Genomic DNA, 17,926 nt, shown 5'->3' with positions numbered 1-17,926 from the left:
AGAAATGAGGTAAACACCATGACAACCAATAATTTTAACTTTCAACTTAAAACCATTGTTCATGCTCAAGAGAACGGCATTGAAAATATCCCTTCTCTGTTTGGTCGCTTAGGTGCGCAAAGAGTCGTGCTCTTTTCTGATAAAGGTTTGGAGTCTCTTGGCTTTGTTGAGCAGTTCTCGGCGTTGTTTGTAAACCAGAATGGGAATCAGGAAGCGAACCAACAAGCGGTTCAGCTTGTTGGCGTGTACACCGATATCGCGCCAGACGCAACTTGCGACAACATCAACGCAGCCATTGAGTTTGCAAACAGCGTCAATGCTGATGCGATCTTGTCTGTTGGCGGCGGCAGCGTAATTGATGCTTCTAAAGGTGTGAAATACGCACTTCATAAGAAGATCGATGATATTCGCACCGTAATTGCAGGTGGTGGTCATATGGATGTATGGCCAAACAATGAAGATATTCGAGTGCCCCACATTGCTGTTCCGACAACGGCTGGTACGGGCGCAGAAGCCTCTCCGATTGCTGTTTTTTACAACGAACATGAAAACATTAAGGCAAGCCTAGTCGCATCGGGATTGGAAGCCGATATCGCAATTCTTGATCCAACGGTGACCACTAAGCTGCCAGCTCACCTGACTCGTTCTACCGCCATGGATGCGCTAACACACGCTGTTGAAGCGATTGTCTCGCCAATGAGTAATGCATTCACCGACGCTTACGGCATTCAGGCTGCAAAACTGATTGTTGAAAACTTACCCTTGGCACTTAAAGAGCCAGAAAACCTAACAGCACGTAGCAACCTTCTTCAAGCAAGCACCATGGCGATCTCTGCTTTCTATTCGTCTTTGGGCGGTATTCCGATTCATAACTGTGCTCACGCTTTTGGTGCGATTAGCCACATTCCACATGGCGATGCCAACACGGTACTGATGCCGGTTGTGATTGAAGCGCTGCCTGAATTCTATATGCCGAATGCGGCGAAGTTAGCTCAAGCTTTCTCGGTCGACACGGCGGGAACCGATGAGATGGTTTATCAGAGAGTGTTGGATTTCTTAAACAACTTCCAAACCAGTGTCGGCGCGATGAAGCGTTTCAGCAGCTGGGACTTTGATGAGCAAGAGAAGAGCAACATTGCGGAAGCGATTGAAAAAGACATCTGCTTTCAGTTCTACCCAATCTCGAAACAGGCGATTGAAACCATCATTGAGAAAGCGATTTAAGTCCTTGTCTTAATTGACTGAATTTTATGACCATTTAGTTCAGTCCTTGATTCACTCACAACTATTACTCGAGAGCCAATTATGAAAATTGAAAACGTATTGCTATCAAGCTTGTGCATCATCGCGCCATTCCTACTTTTTACCTAACTCATTCAACAGGGACGTTGTGACCTTTATTCCCGAGGAGGAAATAAATGATCAATAAACGTTTAACTACCGTGATTCTGACTGGTGTTTTGGCTGCTCTGTTTTTTGCCAAAGCAAGCGTTGGAAGCGAAAGCTCTAAGAACGCAGCCACCATGGATCAATCGCAGCAGCATCAAGATGTCGTGCAATTGTTGGATGAGGCTTACCAAGGGCAATTGGATGCCCAGCTCTCTGTCGCTTACTTATATCTGAGCGGAGAGGGCGTAGAACAGAATGATGAAAAAGCCGCGGAGTGGTTCGTCACCGCAGCCAATAACGGTAGCCCTGAAGCTCAAACACAGCTTGGGTTGATGTATATCTCTGGAAGTGGCGTTCAAGCCAGCCAAGCGGAAGCTGTCACCTGGATAGGCATGGCAGCAGCTCAAGAGTATGACCCTGCGCTCGACTTATTACATTGGATGTCGCAAGCCGCGCACTAATTCAAATCCTAACTCAGGTTAATCACAGAAAGGTTAACCACAGAAAAAGTTAATCACAGAAATTGGAGAACGTCTTATGCAGACATTCAAGAAATCTTTAGTGTTCACGGCAATGGCCGCGGCAAGCAGTGCTGCTCTTGCGGCTGAATCAGAAAAGCCGAATATTGTTGTTATTGTTGGTGATGATGTGGGCTTTGCCGATACACAGCCTTATGGCTCAGAAGCGGATACCCCAAACCTAATGGCGCTGGCTGAAGAGGGGGTTAAGTTTACTAACTTTCACGCGTCCCCAACTTCATCGGTAACGCGCTCTATGATGCTAACCGGAGCAAACAGCCACGAGGTTGGGCTTGGCACCTTCGACTATGCCGTCTATCCGGGCGCGATTGGTAAGCCGGGTTATGAAGGTTACCTCACCAAGAAAGGCGTCACGGTCGCAACGCTGCTTGAAGAGAGTGGCTATAACACTTACCTGTCTGGTAAATGGCATTTGGGACACGAGGATGGATTCTTACCGGATGATCGAGGTTTTGGTGAGAGTTACGGTATCTTAGCGGGCGGTTCGAATCACTTTAACCGAGATATGATGTTCCCAGCCAAAAATGCCGCGACAGCGGATGCGCTGCAAAAAGGCGATATTCCCGGTGTTGAAGTTGAGCCAACTTACCGCAACGGTGAAGTGGTTGAGGATAAATACAAAGGCGAGTACTCAGACCAAGTTTACACCAACGAGATCATCAAGATGATCGACAGCAAAAAAGATGACGGCAAGCCTTTCTTCGCTTACGTCCCATTCACCGGTATTCACCTGCCACTGCAAGCGCCTGAATCTGCTTATCAAGATACAGTGGATTATTACGTTGAACATGGTTGGGACTCGGTTCGAGAAGACCGTTTCCAACGCATGAAAGAGATGGGCGTGATTCCTAAAGAGGCTGAGATTTCAGGACGTAATTCATTAAGCCGCCCTTGGGACTCGCTTTCTGAGAAAGAACAAAAGTGGTACGGCAAGAAAATGGCTGTGGCGATGGGCATGATGGAAATGCAGGACCAACAAGTCGGTCAGATAGTCGATTACCTGAAAGAAATCGGGGAATACGACAATACCTACATCATGTATCTAGCGGATAACGGCCCAGAAGCGGCGGATATTACTGGTGAAAATATCAGTGACCTGATCCGAACGTGGACCGCTCATCACTTCGATAATTCGACCGAAAACTTAGGTAAGGCGAACTCCAGTGTGTCACTTGGCCCTGAATGGGCAAGCGCTTCAACCGGCGGCCTATCTTGGTACAAAGCTTACACAGCAGAGGGCGGTATCCGTGTGCCGTTTATTGTTAAGCCAGCCAAAGCGCTTCTAGAAGGTGAAGATGCGTTACAGCCGGGAACTCAAACAGACGACTTGTCCCAAGTGAAAGACATTGCAGCCACGATTCTTGAAATTGCAGAGGTAGAGCATCCAGGAACGGAATATCAAGGTCGAGAAGTGGCGCCGATGAGTGGTGTGAGCTTGTTGCCTTACTTCAAAGGTGAAACGGCAGAGGTGCACAGTGCCGATAATGCGATTCCATTTGAATTGTTTGGTAGCGGGATTTTGCTCAAAGGTGATTACAAGATCATTCGAATCTCTACCGGTATGGGCGGCGACAGTGAATGGCACTTATACAACACCAAGAAAGACCCTGCTGAGCAACATGACTTGAGAAATCAAATGCCAGATCTGTTCCTTGAAATGGTCGCTGAATATCAAGAGTACGAAAAAGCGCAAAACATCGTCCCGGTTGACGAAGCGTGGAACCCGTTTGAAAACGTGAAATAGAGGAAATGAACCACTCGGCCAACCTAATGCCATCAAGCTTGGTTGGCCGATGAACACCGTGTAAAGGAATTACGAATTGTTTTAGCTAATACAATAACTTTTACATCGAGGCACTCTTCATGACGACACTATCGCTATCAAATTTGAGTTCAATTCCGCAGTTCAATGGTAAAGCACACAGCAAGCTTCAAGCGCTAGCAAAACCGATTGGGGCGGTGTGTAATATCAGTTGCACCTACTGTTATTACTTAGAAAAACAGCAGCTGCTTGAATACCCAAAAGGCTCTCAATATACGATGGATGAAGTCCTGTTAGAGCGTTATATCAAACAGTACATAGAGGGGCAGAACACGCCTGAAATCATCTTTTCTTGGCATGGTGGAGAGCCTACCTTGTTGGGGCTTGAGTACTTTCAAAAGGTCGTCGAGCTGCAGAAAAAATATTGTCCTAGCTACAGCAAGATCAGCAACGACCTTCAAACCAATGGCACTTTATTGAATGATGCGTGGTGTGAGTTTTTCAAGAATAATGACTTTATCATTGGCGTCAGTATTGATGGACCAGAGCACTTACATAATCACTACCGAACTAACCGTGCAGGCAAAGGAACCTTTTCTCAAACAATGCGTGGTATTCGCTACTTGAAGCAGCATAACGTCGAGTTTGCGACTCTAAGTTGCGTGAATGATGTGACAGGTAAGTATCCATTAGAGGTCTATCGCTTTCTACGCGATGAAGTGGGTTCGAAGCAATTGCAGTTTATTCCTGTGGTCGATAAGCGCGAAGCTCACACCAACAATAAATGGTTGAGCAATCAACAAGCGATCATTCCCGTATCAGGCGAGGTTGAACCGTGGAGTGTCGGCTCTGCGCAATGGGGACAATTCCTCATTACCATTTTTGACGAATGGTTCGAACATGATTTTGGTCGGGTATTAGTGCCGTACTTTGAAAATTTTGTCGGTGTATGGATGGGCAGAGAAAGCACCATGTGCACCTTGAGCGAGATCTGCGGCAAAGGGTTAGCAGTTGAGCCCAATGGCGATGTGTACTCATGTGATCATTATGTCTTTCCTGAGTTTCAGTTAGGTAATATTCAGGAGCAAGCACTTTCAACTTTAGCCTTCTCGCCAAAGCAGCAGAGTTTTGGCTTCGCCAAACAGAAGTCTCTGCCGAAACAATGCCAAACCTGTGAGTTTAAATTTGCATGCCATGGCGAATGCCCAAAAAACAGAATCATCACAAGCCGAGATGGTGAGGCTGGGTTAAATTATCTCTGTGAAGGATGGCTGGGCTTCTTCAAGCATATCGACCCGGTTATTAAGGGCTTACTCAAAGCCAATAATATTGCGTCTCGTCTGGGGTAATGGAGTAGGCGTGAATGGATTCAATCAAGATTTAAGTTAGATAGAAGGCTCGCTAAATTGTGCGAGCCTCTTGGTATTTGGTAACGGGTACCTAGTCAGCTGATTCTTGTGCTGGGCTCATGGCAAGAATGGTCTCATCCATGGCATTGTTTAGAATCGAACGGTTGCGCTGCATAGCGGCCATGAGCGTTGAGCCAAGCCATAAACCATAAAGCGTTCGAGATAGCGATTCGGGTTCTGCGATAGTGAAATCACCGGCCTCATTGCCTTCTTCAAACAGCTTTGCCATACGCAGGATGATCTTTTCTGCGCCTTCTGCCATGGTCGATTGCAATGGGTTAGCAGACCCAGATACTTCTCCCGCCAGTTTTACGACAAGACATTGGATATTGAAGTCTTCAGTCAGTTTCGATGCACACCAAAACTCGAAATAGGCTTTAACGCGATCACGACGAGAAAGCGACTCATCACTTAAAAAGTCATCTAGCTTAGCGAGATGCTCATCAAAGTAGTTAGTAAGAAGGATCTCACCAAAGTGTTCTTTGGATTTAAAGTAGTGGTAAAAAGAACCCTTCGTGCCTTCCGCTTGGTTGATGATTTTCATCAGGCCAACACCAGCAAACCCGTGTTCATTAATAAGGCTAAACCCTGCATCGAGCATAGCTTGTCGCATGTCTTTCATTGTTCTTACTCTTTATGCTGAGAATGAGGAATAGTGTAACCAGCAACATACCAACCGTCCAGTCTAGCGCGTTAGGACCCGGTCAATAATTGACTCGTTTCGTCAAATTGATTTTTCTCTTGCTTACACTTCTAAGCGACAAAACTTTTTTCAAGATAAGCGCATGCTATAAAACGAAAATAACAACCTTAAAGAGCTTGTTTGGTGCCTTAAAATAGCCAAATCGGGGTGTTTTAAGTTGCTGTTTTTGTTGGTTTTTAATTTAGTGTTTTCTTGAGATCGCAATGATAGTCTTAGCGTAATTTCTTTAGGGGGCTAAATGGACACCAATAACAGCACTTATCATCACCACAGTTTTGCTCAGCAAGACTTATCAGAGCTTACATTTACAGCCTGTACGTTTATCCGTTGTGATTTCAGACGTTCGAACTTACGTGACGTAACGTTTATTAACTGTAAGTTTATTGAACAAGGCGATATTGAGGGATGCCACTTTGATGTTGCCGACTTACGAGATGCAAGCTTCCAGAATTGCCAGCTGGCGATGGCGAATTTTAGTAATGCGAATTGCTATGGGATTGAGCTACGTGAATGCGACTTGAAAGGGGCTAACTTCACTCGTGCTAACTTTGCCAATCAGGTAAGCAATAGAATGTATTTTTGCTCAGCGTATATTACGGGCTGTAACCTGTCATACGCCAATTTTGAACAAGCTTGTTTAGAGAAGTGCGAGCTGTTTGAGAACCGTTGGATAGGCACTTATCTTGGTGGCGCGTCACTAAAAGAGTCTGATCTCAGCCGAGGTGTGTTTTCGGAAGACGTATGGGGGCAGTTCAGTATGCAAGGTGCTAATTTATGCCATGCTGAATTAGAAGGGTTAGATCCTCGCAAGGTCGATACATCTGGAATTAAAATCGTCGCGTGGCAGCAAGAGCAACTGCTTGAAAGCATGGGTATTGTGGTCATGCCTGATTAATAGAGGCAGTGAGGTAGAGTGAGTCGATAGTGAACGCTGTTGTTTTGTATTATTAATGCCTGTTACACTATAGCTTCGCGGCTGCACATGTTTATATTCAGTTTAATCTAGAGAAAATTATGACTATAGAAAATGTGCTTCCTGAAGATTATGCAGAAATGCTTAAGGTTTGGGAAAATTCAGTCCGAGCAACTCATGACTTTATTACAGAAGAAGATATTGAGTTTTTTAAACCTATCATCATGGAACATGCGTTCCCTGCGGTTTCTTTGAAATGCGTTAAAAATGAAAGTGGTTCGATTGTTGGCTTCGTGGGTGTCCATGATGCAAAAGTTGAGATGCTTTTTGTTTTGAATGAAATTCGAGGGCAAGGCGTAGGTACGGTGTTGTTGCAACATGCGATTGAGCAGTTAGCAGCCAACAAAGTTGACGTCAATGAGCAAAACCCACAAGCGGTAGGTTTCTATCTGCATATGGGGTTCAAAATTGAATCACGCTCCCCACTTGATGACATGGGAAAACCATTTCCAATTCTGCATATGACGCTGTAAGCCTCGGTTGTCGTATCACTCGGTTGTAATCAACCACAGTCGCTAGAAGAAAAGCCCAAAGCTAATAACTTTGGGCTTTTCCGTATTTGGAGTTTCGTCTGACTTTTTATGCAGGTCGTTTTCATGTCGTGAGGCTGGATGAGTGAGTTAGCAGTTTGTTATGTCGTAAAATTTCAGTTGAATGGTGTTTAGATTTCATACGCGATCTTGGTCACTGATTTTGGCGTGTTACATTCCCTGTTTTACGAATGTAAACATAACCATTATCACAATTAATTTATGGTCAACCGTCTAACTTGAACTCATATCTCATTTTGTTGTTTTAAATTAATTTTAGTTATTGAGTTCACTGTCAAACTTAAACTATTGACTTGTTTTTAATTATAAATTTGTTATTTAATTACAGGTTGAAATTGAGGGGTAACGCAGAAATATTCGATTGACAGTTATTTATAGGTGACTAAAGTCACGTTTCTTTGCCATTTCTCGATTCGACAACTTCCATTGATAATAATCCCAACAACAACGAACAAGAATAACTGGGATATATTATGCTTTATGACCTTATTGACCACGACCTAATTGATGTCATTAACCACTCTGAATATAAGTGGGAAGATGCAGTTAAAGAAACGACTCGTTATTTGCAAGACAAAGGTTACGTTACCGATAACTACGCAGACGCGATCATTCAGTCAACGCATGATAATGGACCTTATTATGTTCTTTGTCCAGGCATTGCTATGCCTCATGCCCGTCCAGAAGCAGGTGTACTAAAGACTGGGTTAGGTATCCATGTTTTTTCAACCCCAGTTGATTTCGGTTCAGAAATGGGACCAGCGAATGTCTTATTAACATTAGCTGCAAAGGATTCAGATACACACATCGAGGTTATTCAAGCACTTAGTGAAATGTTAGTTGATGAAGAAAACATTGCCAAGCTGGCGGCTTCATCTTCAAAAGCTGACGTACTTGAAATTATTAAAAGTTACTAAGAATAACCTTTGAAAATAAGGAATATACCGTGTCTACAAATATAAGAGCAAAAGTGCAATCTTTTGGTGGTCATTTGACTGCGATGGTATTGCCAAATATTGGAGCCTTCATCGCATGGGGCTTTATTACTGCATTATTTATTCCAACAGGTTGGATGCCTAACGAATATTTTGGTGAATTAGTGGGTCCGATGATCACTTATTTACTTCCTCTGCTTATTGGTTATACCGGTGGACAAATTGTCGGGGATAAGCGTGGTGCAGTTGCTGGTGCGATAGGTACCATGGGTGTTATCGCTGGCGCTGAGATTCCAATGTTTGTTGGCGCAATGATCATGGGTCCATTGAGTGGCTGGGTGATCGTTCAAATCGATAAACGCTTACAAGACAAGATCCCTTCAGGTTTTGAGATGGTGGTAAACAACTTCTCGCTAGGCATCTTCGGCATGTTGATGTGTCTATTTGCTTACGCGATTGTTGGCCCTGCTGTGACTGCTGCGAACCTATTCGTTAAATCGGGTATCGAAGCGCTTGTAGCAACTGGTTTTCTACCGTTACTTGCCATTATTAATGAACCAGCAAAAGTACTGTTCCTAAACAACGCTATCGACCAAGGTATTTACTACCCATTAGGTCTGCAAGCTGCGGCGGAAACGGGCAAATCGATCTTCTTTATGGTGGCGTCAAACCCGGGGCCTGGCCTAGGTATGCTTTTGGCTTACGCGAAATTTGGTCAAGGTCTAAGTAAGAAATCAGCACCAAGTGCAATCATCATTCACTTCTTCGGTGGTATCCATGAGCTGTACTTCCCATACGTGCTAATGAAGCCAATCATGATTGTTGCGATGATTGCTGGTGCGGCGACAGGTATTGCCACGTTCAACCTACTTGATGGTGGTCTGGTTGCTGGCCCTAGTCCTGGCTCGATTTTCTCTTACTTAGCACTTACACCAAAAGGTAGCTTCTTCGCAACCATCGCAGGTGTGGCTTCAGCAACGGTTGTGTCTTTCCTTGTCGCAAGTGCAATCTTGAAAGTGAGCAAGAAAGAACAATCAGAAGATGAGTTTGAACAGTCGATAACCGACATGAAAGATATGAAAGCAGAGGGTGTGGTAGCAAAAGCATCAGCTCAGGCTTCAACAGAACAGCCAAAGGAAGCAAAGAACATCAAATTTATTGCCTTTGCATGTGATGCGGGAATGGGCTCAAGCGCCATGGGAGCATCGACTTTCAAACGCAAACTAGAAAAAGCTGGCTACGATGTTCAAGTTAAAAACTTTGCCATCGAAAAAGTCCCAACTGATGCCGATGTGGTGGTGACTCACGAGAGTCTAGAGAATAGAGCGATTAAAGCAACGGGCTTACCAGTGGTCACTATCAAGAACTTCTTACATGACCCTGCATTAGACAACCTAATGAACACCATTGGTCAACAAGCTTAATTTAAATTTTGGGGCCACTCAGTGCTCCCACTTTCGGAGAGAAAATCATGACTCAAACAACTGCTGCTGTTATCCGTGGTGAAAAAGATGTTCAACTTAGAACGTTCGATCTTCCAAAAATTTCTGATGATGAACTATTAGTTAAAAATATCTCAAACAGCATCTGTCTATCGACTTACAAAGCAGCGCTCCTCGGCAGTAACCACAAACGTGTGCCTGAAAATATTGCTGAAGTACCTGTAATGACAGGCCATGAATACGCAGGTGTGATTGTAGAAGTAGGTGCTAACTTACAAGACCGTTTTAAGCCGGGCGAACCATTTGTACTGCAGCCAGCAATGGGCTTGCCAACAGGCTACTCAGCAGGCTACAGCTACGAGACATTTGGTGGTAACGCGACGTACTCAATCATCCCTAAAGTAGCGATTGATTTAGACTGTGTGCTGCCATACAAGAGTTCTTACTATGCAAATGCATCGCTTGCAGAGCCAATGTCTTGCATCATCGGTGCGTTCCACGCTAGCTACCATACAACCCCATACGTGTATGAACATCAAATGGGCATCAAAGAAGGCGGTGCTCTTGCGCTTCTAGCGTGTGCAGGCCCTATGGGTATTGGCGCGATTGATTACGCGATTAACGGCCCTGTGAAGCCAAGCCGTATTGTGGTGACTGATATCGATGAAGCTCGTCTCGCGCGCGCAGAAAGCCTTATCCCGGTATCAAAAGCGACCGAGAATGGTATTGAACTCCATTACGTAAACACAGCGAAAATTGATGACCCCGTTACGTACTTAAAAGAACTGAATGACGGCAATGGCTATGACGATGTCATGGTGTATGCAGCGGTTGCACAGGTGCTTGAGCAAGCTGATGAGCTATTAGGTAACGATGGCTGCCTGAACTTCTTTGCTGGTCCAACAGATAAGCAATTTAAAGTACCGTTCAACTTTTACAATGTGCATTATGAATCTACGCATATTGTAGGAACCTCTGGCGGTTCAACAGGGGATATGGTTGAATCCATTGAACTTTCGGAAGCGGGTAAGATCAACCCATCATTTATGCTAACTCACGTTGGTGGCTTAGAGGCGGCACCTCACACTATCCTAAATCAACTGGATATTCCGGGTGGCAAGAAGTTGATTTACCCACATATCGACTTACCGCTGACAGCGATTGACCAATTCCATACACTGGCAGAGCAGTCTCCATTCTTCCTGGAGCTTGATGAAATCTTGAAAGCCAATAATTACGTTTGGAATGAATTGGCAGAAAAAGCGCTACTTGAATTTTATGATGTGAGCTTAACCGTTTAATATGGTTCATTATTGTGGTGGCGAGCCAGCCACCACAGCTTCATGAGGTAATTGATATTTTGTTGCAAGATGAATTATTGGATGCATTGGAACAGTGTGATTCCGCGACGAGTTTGATCGAAGCGTCTAATAAGTTAATAAACCAAAAACTGAAAAAGCTATTACCGAACGTGTTTGTTCAAGATGCTTTGGTGATGGAGTACGCCGTCGTACCTCTTTTAAAAGAAGATGGGCCTCTTGTGACAACCGACGTCGCCTCTAAATTGATGTTTGCGATGGGTAAGATCTCTTTGGAAACCTACGCAGATATTGGCTTATTCGACCAAATGTATGAATACACTAGTAAGCAATCGCAAGTACTGACATTTGGCGATGACATGGTTTACGACTTCATCAGTAATCAATCAAACCTCTCGAAAGGCAAAGATAGCTTCTACTTAGATTCAATTAACCAATTAAAATTCTCGTCATTCGATTCATTCACTCAAACACGTTACGAGTCGCTGATTAAAACAGTGTTGAAACTCTGTTGCGAGAACTTGTTGGAAAGTATTGAGAAAGAGATATTAGGATAAGGTTGAACATGAAAGTTTCCTTAAATGTGAGTGGCTTTGAAACCGAAGCGACATTCCCTGATAAAGATATTGAACAGATTCATAAACCACTGGTTGAAAAATTTACGCGACTTTTTGAGCAGAAAAAAGAGCGTACGATTATCTTTTTGTGTGCCCCTCCTGGCAGTGGTAAATCGACGTTAGCCGCGTTTTGGGAGCATTTGTCCCATCAACAAACCAACGTTGAGCCACTTCAGGTATTGCCATTTGACGGTTTTCATTACCCCAATGAGATATTGGACTCAAACTACATCGTTCGTGATGAAGAGAAAATTAAACTCCGTACCATTAAAGGCTCTCACGAAACGTTCAACCTAACCTCGTTGATCGATAAGTTGAAACAGCTGAAAGTAAAAAATCCTACGTGGCCGTATTACGATAGAAATCTTCATGATCCTGTGGATGACGCAATCTCGGTAGACAAGGACATTGTCGTGATTGAAGGCAACTGGTTGTTATTGAACGAGCCTGTTTGGAATGGATTGCATGAGTTGGCTGATTTCACCATCTTCATAGACACCGACGCTAAGTTCCTCGAAGAGCGCTTAGTAAACCGCAAGGTGCGAGGAGGTACCACATTAGAAGAGGCGGTCGAGTTCTATAAAAATTCAGACTCAAAAAACGTCGATAAAGTGTTAGACCATTCTATTCCTGCTGACCTAACACTCTTCATGAGTCAAGACGGTTCGTTTCAAATCAATTAAACAATTTAGGAGGTCATAATGGAGATTGTTGTCGACAGCCATACTCATACATTGGCAAGTGGCCATGCCTATAGCACCATTATCGAAAATGCACTGGCATCGAAAAATAAGGGGCTGAAACTTCTTTGTACAACGGATCATGCTCCTGAAATGCCGGGTGCCCCCCACTACTGGTTTTTCAACAATCAAAGAATTTTGCCCCGCTTTCTGCACGATGTAGGTATCTTGCGTGGTGTGGAAGCCAACACACTGAACACTGCTGGAGAGTTGGATCTTCCTCCCTCTTCTTACCAACACTTAGACTGGGTGATTGCGAGCTTACATGAGCCAGTTTTCAAGCCATCGACGGAACAAGAACATACACAGGCGTTAATCAACGTAATTAAGAGTGGCAAAGTTGATGTGCTAGGGCACTTAGGGAATCCAAACTACAAGTTCGATATGGAAGCGGTTCTGCTGTGCGCAAAGGAGCACAATGTTGCAATTGAAGTGAACAATACGTCACTGACAGGCAAGAGCCGAAAAGGAAGCGATGTGCGATGCTCAAAAATTGTCGAGATCGGCAAGCGAGTTGGTGTTTACTTTACTACAGGTTCTGATGCGCATTTCTGTGAAGAGATTGCTCATTTGGGTCTTGTAAAAGCATTACTTGAAAAGCACGGTGTGGAAGAAGACAAAATAATCACGACCTCAACATCCCGATTTTTGAACTTTTTATTATTGCGCGGTAAGAGTCGAATCGAAGAATTTGCACACTTATATTAAGTGTGTTGTTGAGTTAATGATTACTGGTATCAAAAAGCCCAAAGCTAATAACTTTGGGCTTTTCCGTATTTGGAGTTTGTTATTTATCAAAGCTATTCCTCAAATTGAGAACGAAGTAATCTTGTGATTTTTTCGGTTTGATATACTCAGTATTCATTCGATAAAGATGATGGAGATGATATGTCGAAAACCGCGAAGATCATTAATGAAGATAAGCTGGTAAAAAAAGCAGTTGAAGTCGGTTTTAAGATGGCAAAGCTACAAGGTTTTGATTTGCCAAATTCATCCCAACCGATAAAGGTTAAAGCAGTGTACTTGTTCCTTGTTGAAGTCAATCAGATCACACCGTTACCGGACGACAAGCTTGATGGCGCGAACATTAAGAAGCGTTTAGCACTCTGGCTTCATAAGGCACTGCCGGACAATGACCCGCTAAAATAAAGAAGTTCTGAATACTGGTGCTGTTCTCCTGATTTGAACTGGTGATTGGCAACCTTTCCCCTAATCTCACTTATTGTTTTAATGTACGAAAGCCTAGCGATGACTCGCTAGGCTTTTTAGTTTCCGGGATTCTTTGCATCGATGATATACTGATTGTTTTGACTTTTCTTTTCCCAGTTTCTTTGACTAGTTACTTGGGTCTAAATTGCTTGTACTGGTTTGGTTGGCTTCGAAGCTTCTCCTGTGCTTGAGCCGTCATTTGTAATGTGGTCGTATTTCTCGGTTAAGTGATCTTGAATCTTTTGGTGGTATGCGCCGTTCAGTTTGTAGAAGCGGAAGTAGATGATTAACGCAATGGCAAAGAAGAAAGCAGGTAGGCCGACCATGATGCATTGCATGCCGAAGACGGTTTCAGGGCTTTGCGTTACGTTGGGCACATAGTCAACTGCAGTGAGGGCGATGCCGATAAAGAAAGCGGCAAATGCTGAGCCTGCTTTTACAACCAGAGTTTGCACCGAGTAAGCGATACTTTCACAACGAGAACCCAGTTTAAACTCACCATAATCGACCGTGTCTGCCACCATAATCACGTTCAGTACCCAGAACAGAGCGGTACCGATTTGTAGGAAGACGCCTGCCGTTGATATCAGCAGAATGCTTTGTTTGTCGTACATGCCGACGTAGATGAGTACCGCGCTGCCTAAGATAGGGAAAGTGGATGCACAGGCCCATAAAACTCGGCGTGAGAACATTTTCGCAAGTTTAGGGAACAACACTAGAGTGATAAGGTTCGCGATACCTGCATACGCCATGTAGTACGGGAATAGCTCTTCATTGCCGACCACATAAGTGAAGTAGTAAACCGCGAAGGCGGTAATGATGTTGGTCGCAAGGTTGTAAGACAACGCCATACACAGAACACTGGTCAGTTGGTCGTTTTTGTAGATAAGTGATAGTAGTTTTTTCAGTGAAACCTTTTCTTCAGGTTGAGTTGTGTCTAGGTTGGCGGTTGAATAACGTTCCTTCACATTACGCAATGTAATGAAAGTTGATACCAAGAAACAAGCGATCAACAAGAGTGTAAAAATCTGGAAGCCGAACCCTTTGTCGTCACCACCTACGTAATTCACGAAAGGCATCGCGATAGCCGCAGTGACAATCCAAGCTAGGCTAGCAAAGAAGCGAGGGTATGGGACGAGCTCTTCACGTTCACGCTTATCCAAGGTGAGTGTTGGAACCAATGACCAAAAAGGAATATCCATTAATGTGTAGGTCATGCCCCATAGAATATAGGTGACAGCAGCGTAAGCGATTAGCCAAGGGCCTTCGATATAATGAGCACTAAACACCATCAATAGAACGACTGAATTGGCGAGTGTGCCGATTAAAATCCAAGGCTTGAATTTACCCCAACGAGTGCGGGTATTGTTGACCAGCCATCCCATAATTGGGTCATTGACCGCATCCCAGATACGCGCGACGAGGAAAATAGTACCGACTGCAGCGGCAGAAATACCGACCACATCGGTGTAGTAAAACATTAGGTACATATAGACGATGGTGATTGCGAAGTCTTTACCAAATGCGCCAAAGCCATAACTGAGCTTGGTATTCATTGAGATACTCATTGCCACTCCTTACGCCTCCTTAGTAAGAAGGCGTTAATATTCACGTTATTGTATTTTTATTAGTATGAAATTACTTGTTAACCCACTCTGGTAACCAACCTTCATGAGCCTCAATTAAGTCATCAACCAGCGCGTATATCTCTTCTATTCCAAGTACAGCGGCAGTATGAGGATCAAGCATCGCAGCATGATAAATACGGTCGCGGTTTTCAGTGAGAATGGCTTCGGTTAATAGAGTTTGAACGTTGATATTGGTTTGCATCAATGCCGCTAAGTGATTTGGTAGACGCCCTGCTTTGATTGGTTGAATACCGTTGGCATCAACTAAACAAGCGACCTCAACACAGCAACCTTGCGGTAAGTTATCGATTAAGGCTTCGTTTTTAACGTTGCCATAGATGACGCTCGGTATACCTGTCCAGATAGAGTTCATGATGGTGCTAGCGTACTCATGAGATTCTTCAACGGTGATCTTATCGGCCGTTTTGAACTCTTGAAGGTCTTTCTTCCAATCGGCAATCTGTTCGACACAACGTTTAGGGTATTCATCAAGTGGCACTTTATAACGTTCGATTAAATCTGGACGATTTGGCTTGATAAAGTAGGGGGTGTATTCAGAAAAATGTTCAGAAGACTCTGTCACAAAGTAGCCAAGCTTCTTAAACATCTCATAGCGAACTAAGTTGGTGCAGCGACCATTGTGATAAATACCCGGTTTCGGTGCTTGGCCACTCTCAAAGGCTTCCAGTAGGTCAGGATAAATGTCGACGTACTTGCCACTTGCTGTTTTCTTCTCGAGGGTCAGGTAGTAAGCCATGTGGTTGATGCCCGCGCAGGTGTAGCGAAGGTCTGCGTAATCTAAGTCTAGGTCTCGTGCTAGCTCTTCAGCAGTACCTTGTACTGAGTGACACAAACCGACTTGTTTAATGTGCGGATACTTCTCGTACATTGCCCATGTGTTCATTGCCATTGGGTTGACGTAGTTGAGCATGGTCGCGTTCGGGCAAACCTCCGTCATATCTTCACAGACACTCCAAAGATGCGGGACTGTGCGTAGCGAACGCATAATACCGCCCGGGCCAAGTGTGTCTGCGATGGTTTGTTCCAGACCATGGCGCTTACACACGTCGAAATCGGTAACGGTACAAGGTTCGTAACCGCCGATTTGGAACGCGATGACGACAAAATCTGCGTCTTGTAGCGCTTCTTTCTGATTTAAGTGACATGAAATAGAGCCAGTAGCGCCTGATGATTCCATCAACTTACTGACGACAAGGTGAGACTCTTCTAATCGGGTCTCATCAATATCCATCAAGGCGACATGAGCGTTTTGTAATGCCGAACGGTGGAAAACGTCACCAAGAATGTTCTTAACAAAAATGGTTGAGCCAGCACCGATGAATGTGATCTTAGGGCTTTGCATAGTGGAATCCTTTATCTCTCTGAGTTCTTTGTTGATGCAGATAAATTACACCTAGAACCCATGTCGATTCGTCTCAGATAATCTAATAGCTCTCCCGTTTTCTAATATTTTTAAATCACCCAATGAAAATCTTAGGAAATGGGACAACTTGCTGGCTTTTAAGGAGAGAGCTTATGCAATGAAGCGAGTTTTGCACTTAAGATACTGACTCTAATCACATCGTGATGATCTTATGAATTGGGGTACTGCGGCTCTATGATCGCCTTCAGAGTTTTATTATCGAGGAACTGCTAAAACTCAGCTATACGATTTCCTAAGGAGCGAGATATGCCGCAATCAGCCTCAGATACGGTGAGAATTATCACTTTAGATAAGTACTCATCCGAGACCGTGTCGGTAAGTCCGCTTTCTCTCTATTCTTCTTATGAGAAAATCGATATCGAACTCAGAGCGCCTCACTCCATGCCAGGCTATCACTGGCATGGTCAAGTTGAGGTGAATATTCCCTTTGGGGATGATGTGGAGTACATCATTAACGGCAGTCCGGTTGTGGTTAAAAGCGGATCGATTGGCTTGTTTTGGGCATCGGTACCCCATCGACTTACCAATCCAGGGCAATGCCATAATATGGGGATCATTAACATACCGATTCACCATTTTATGTCGTGGGCTCTTAGTCGGGATTTTGTTAATCAGATAACTCACGGCAGTGTATTGCAATCGAATTCCTGTTCGTTGATCAGTGAGTTTGAAATCTCCCGTTGGGCACAAGAGATAAAACATTCGTCCGAAAGTCGTCAACAGTTGGCTATGGATGAAATTGGCTTAATGCTTAAACGAATCTGCCTTGATGGTTGGCAACAACTACTGGTAAATCGACAGGATAAGTCGACCAAGAAAGGGGTATCGAAACACTCCCAATTCTATGTCAGCCAGATGTTGGAATACATTGCGACTCACCATAATCAGCCATTAACCGTTAAAGGTATCGCTGAACATATCGGATTACATAGCAACTACGCGATGAACGTATTTCAGCGAACGATGCAGATGACCATTAAGCAGTACATTACTGCGATGCGCATCAACCACGCTCGTGCTTTGCTGAGTGATACGGATAGAACCATTCTCGATATATCACTCACGGTGGGCTTCAATTCGAGCAGCCGATTCTATGAAACCTTCCAAACATACATTGGTGTTACGCCGACTCAATATAGAAAACTGGCTAGGGAAGATCACCGATGGAGCAGTCATGGGGCCAGCCCGCTATACGACCTTGAGAAAGGAGCGTGTGATGGGAAAAGGCCGTTAACGACGACGGACAGTTAGGGTATTGATACAACC

At 44.2% G+C, this 17,926-nt stretch carries 17 protein-coding genes; 14 read left to right on the top strand and 3 right to left on the bottom strand.

Going from position 1 to position 17,926, the window contains the following annotated elements; translation table 11 throughout:
* Positions 1–18: 18 nt before the first annotated feature.
* From MSG34_RS03155 to MSG34_RS03140, 4 genes are all read left to right on the top strand, one after another.
* A complete protein-coding gene (locus MSG34_RS03155) occupies positions 19–1,224 on the top strand; it encodes an iron-containing alcohol dehydrogenase (protein WP_248336264.1) in 1,206 nt (401 codons plus the stop codon).
* Positions 1,225–1,418: 194 nt separating this feature from the next.
* Positions 1,419–1,850 (top strand): tetratricopeptide repeat protein, encoded by a 432-nt coding sequence (locus tag MSG34_RS03150; protein ID WP_048610280.1) that lies wholly within the window; start codon positions 1,419–1,421, stop codon positions 1,848–1,850.
* A gap of 76 nt (positions 1,851–1,926) precedes the next feature.
* Entirely contained in the window at positions 1,927–3,672 is a 1,746-nt protein-coding gene (locus MSG34_RS03145) for an arylsulfatase (protein WP_248336263.1), read from the top strand.
* 119 nt (positions 3,673–3,791) lie between these two features.
* Positions 3,792–5,039, top strand: coding sequence for an anaerobic sulfatase maturase (locus MSG34_RS03140; RefSeq protein WP_248336262.1), 1,248 nt, complete (start codon positions 3,792–3,794; stop codon positions 5,037–5,039).
* A gap of 91 nt (positions 5,040–5,130) precedes the next feature.
* On the opposite strand, the gene MSG34_RS03135 is transcribed toward MSG34_RS03140, so the two are convergent.
* The gene (locus tag MSG34_RS03135; RefSeq protein WP_048614307.1) at positions 5,131–5,721 is read right to left on the bottom strand and encodes a TetR/AcrR family transcriptional regulator; all 591 of its coding nucleotides are present in this window, start codon (positions 5,719–5,721) and stop codon (positions 5,131–5,133) included.
* Between the two features lie 319 nt (positions 5,722–6,040).
* Between MSG34_RS03135 and MSG34_RS03130 the strand changes: the two genes are divergently transcribed.
* The 9 genes from MSG34_RS03130 (at position 6,041) to MSG34_RS03090 (ending at position 13,528) form a co-directional block, all read left to right on the top strand.
* Positions 6,041–6,697, top strand: coding sequence for a QnrS family quinolone resistance pentapeptide repeat protein (locus MSG34_RS03130; RefSeq protein WP_248336261.1), 657 nt, complete (start codon positions 6,041–6,043; stop codon positions 6,695–6,697).
* A 119-nt stretch (positions 6,698–6,816) separates the two neighbouring features.
* Positions 6,817–7,248: a GNAT family N-acetyltransferase gene (locus MSG34_RS03125; protein WP_248336260.1), complete on the top strand. Its 432-nt coding sequence runs from the start codon at positions 6,817–6,819 to the stop codon at positions 7,246–7,248.
* A gap of 551 nt (positions 7,249–7,799) precedes the next feature.
* Positions 7,800–8,243, top strand: a complete 444-nt coding sequence (locus tag MSG34_RS03120) for a PTS sugar transporter subunit IIA (protein WP_019824525.1) — start codon at positions 7,800–7,802, stop codon at positions 8,241–8,243.
* A 29-nt stretch (positions 8,244–8,272) separates the two neighbouring features.
* The gene (locus tag MSG34_RS03115; RefSeq protein WP_082152263.1) at positions 8,273–9,685 is read left to right on the top strand and encodes a PTS mannitol transporter subunit IICB; all 1,413 of its coding nucleotides are present in this window, start codon (positions 8,273–8,275) and stop codon (positions 9,683–9,685) included.
* A gap of 47 nt (positions 9,686–9,732) precedes the next feature.
* The gene (locus MSG34_RS03110; protein WP_248336259.1) at positions 9,733–11,004 is read left to right on the top strand and encodes a zinc-binding dehydrogenase; all 1,272 of its coding nucleotides are present in this window, start codon (positions 9,733–9,735) and stop codon (positions 11,002–11,004) included.
* 56 nt (positions 11,005–11,060) lie between these two features.
* The gene (locus tag MSG34_RS03105; protein WP_164091097.1) at positions 11,061–11,579 is read left to right on the top strand and encodes an MltR family transcriptional regulator; all 519 of its coding nucleotides are present in this window, start codon (positions 11,061–11,063) and stop codon (positions 11,577–11,579) included.
* An 8-nt stretch (positions 11,580–11,587) separates the two neighbouring features.
* Complete coding sequence (locus MSG34_RS03100; protein ID WP_061037841.1) at positions 11,588–12,322, top strand: nucleoside/nucleotide kinase family protein; 735 nt, start codon at positions 11,588–11,590, stop codon at positions 12,320–12,322.
* 18 nt (positions 12,323–12,340) lie between these two features.
* The gene (locus tag MSG34_RS03095) at positions 12,341–13,087 is read left to right on the top strand and encodes a phosphatase (protein ID WP_248336258.1); all 747 of its coding nucleotides are present in this window, start codon (positions 12,341–12,343) and stop codon (positions 13,085–13,087) included.
* A 180-nt stretch (positions 13,088–13,267) separates the two neighbouring features.
* Positions 13,268–13,528, top strand: coding sequence for a DUF5062 family protein (locus MSG34_RS03090; protein WP_017061084.1), 261 nt, complete (start codon positions 13,268–13,270; stop codon positions 13,526–13,528).
* Between the two features lie 200 nt (positions 13,529–13,728).
* Here the strand turns inward: MSG34_RS03090 and melB are convergent, their stop codons facing one another.
* Positions 13,729–15,156: a melibiose:sodium transporter MelB gene (gene melB / locus MSG34_RS03085; RefSeq protein ID WP_048610299.1), complete on the bottom strand. Its 1,428-nt coding sequence runs from the start codon at positions 15,154–15,156 to the stop codon at positions 13,729–13,731.
* A gap of 70 nt (positions 15,157–15,226) precedes the next feature.
* Positions 15,227–16,579, bottom strand: coding sequence for an alpha-glucosidase/alpha-galactosidase (locus tag MSG34_RS03080; RefSeq protein ID WP_248336257.1), 1,353 nt, complete (start codon positions 16,577–16,579; stop codon positions 15,227–15,229).
* 327 nt (positions 16,580–16,906) lie between these two features.
* Between MSG34_RS03080 and melR the strand changes: the two genes are divergently transcribed.
* Entirely contained in the window at positions 16,907–17,911 is a 1,005-nt protein-coding gene (gene melR / locus MSG34_RS03075; protein WP_050052613.1) for a transcriptional regulator MelR, read from the top strand.
* Positions 17,912–17,926 lie beyond the last annotated feature (15 nt).

The organism is Vibrio sp. 1CM2L, assembly GCF_023161695.1.
Classification (GTDB): domain Bacteria; phylum Pseudomonadota; class Gammaproteobacteria; order Enterobacterales; family Vibrionaceae; genus Vibrio; species Vibrio coralliirubri.
This window is presented reverse-complemented; position numbering and strand designations above follow the sequence as displayed.